The organism is uncultured Polaribacter sp. (genome assembly GCF_947500975.1).
GTDB lineage: Bacteria > Bacteroidota > Bacteroidia > Flavobacteriales > Flavobacteriaceae > Polaribacter.
This window is the reverse complement of sequence record NZ_CANMUE010000034.1, coordinates 1-1,361: the sequence shown is the minus strand read 5'-3', so window position 1 is coordinate 1,361 and position 1,361 is coordinate 1. Positions and strand designations below refer to the sequence as shown.

Below are 1,361 nucleotides of genomic sequence, written 5' to 3'. Positions count from 1 at the left end.
GCTGTTTTGTTTGCTTCAAATTTTCCTTCGGAAAATCCTCGCGCACAAAACCGCAACTTTTAATACACCAAAACGTTATGTGCAATTGCTCAGCAAACTCAAAAAGCAGTAAATAAAAATGAAAATAAAGAAGGATAATTTAACTCCTGAACAAAAAAAGAAAGCCTATTTTGGAATTGTTTTTTTGTCAATTTTATTATTCTCATTTTTTTATTATGCTAACTTTTTAAAAAAGAATACTAAGGAATTATTGTCAAAAAACACTGAATTAACAGTATGCGAAATTATAGGTTTTAGCACTTATAAAGGTCGAACAGATATTATAGAATACTCTGTAAACGGAAAAAAATATGAAAGAGAACTTTTAGCAAGAAGGGTAGCTGAAATAGGAGAATTTTATGAATTAAAATATTCTAAAATTAAACCTAATATTTGTGAAGTTAATTATAAAAAGCCGAAAATTTATAACGCTGAAAATTATATAAAAAGTATAGGAATTATAAGTGACATTTATGAGAATGAAAAATATAAGATATTAACTTTTAAGTATGATTATCAAAGAAAAAAATTTGAAAGAGATATTTATCTTTATAACTTAGAGAATTATGAAAAAGGAAAGCAAATTGAAATAATAATAAATAGAAAGAACCCAAAAATATCATATTTTACAAAACAGTTTGAATAAAAAACTGCACATAACACCGTATATAATTTATTGCTGGCTTCTTGCCTACTTACGAAAGTCCTCGCGGACTTTCTTTGTCTGTAATTATTTACTAAATTAGGTGCTTGAAACACGCAACAAACCATATGCAAAAACGTTGTAATTTATTGTTCAGAAAAACTGAAACGCTTGAAAAAACAGCAAAATGGAATTGTAAAATTGCAAGAATGAAAGCTGAAAAATCACTCAAATTCTGAATTTAAAATTTTGTGAAAATGAATTTTGTGGAACACTCTCTCGCGAATTAAGAAAAAAATGGAATTCAAAATCTTTGCGGAATCTAAATGTTTGAATTCACTCAAACTGAAAACCAAAAATGCGGAATTTTCTCGCGATTTTTTTTAGTGTTTTAAAGTTAAAATGTCTGAATTTACTCAAACGCTGAAAAATTGAAAACGGAAGCTAAACGTGTTTACTCAAATGTTTCACAACAAAATTACAACACCGTGTATAATTTACTGCTTGTTTCGGTTTTTCTTGCGAAAAACCTCGCAATCGGAAAAGTCTGTAAAATGTAGTTATTTTTCGCTAAATTTACCCAGCAAATCATACACATAAACCGTTATGTTTTATTACTCAGGAAAAGCTAAACGCTGAAAAATAACGAATGAAAAATCACCCAAATGCTGAATTGAAA

1 protein-coding gene is annotated in these 1,361 nt (G+C 27.9%); it reads left to right on the top strand.

The annotated features are described in order from the left end of the window. Positions 1–118 precede the first annotated feature (118 nt). The gene (locus tag Q0733_RS12895) at positions 119–685 is read left to right on the top strand and encodes a hypothetical protein (protein WP_298782735.1); all 567 of its coding nucleotides are present in this window, start codon (positions 119–121) and stop codon (positions 683–685) included. Positions 686–1,361: the final 676 nt, after the last annotated feature.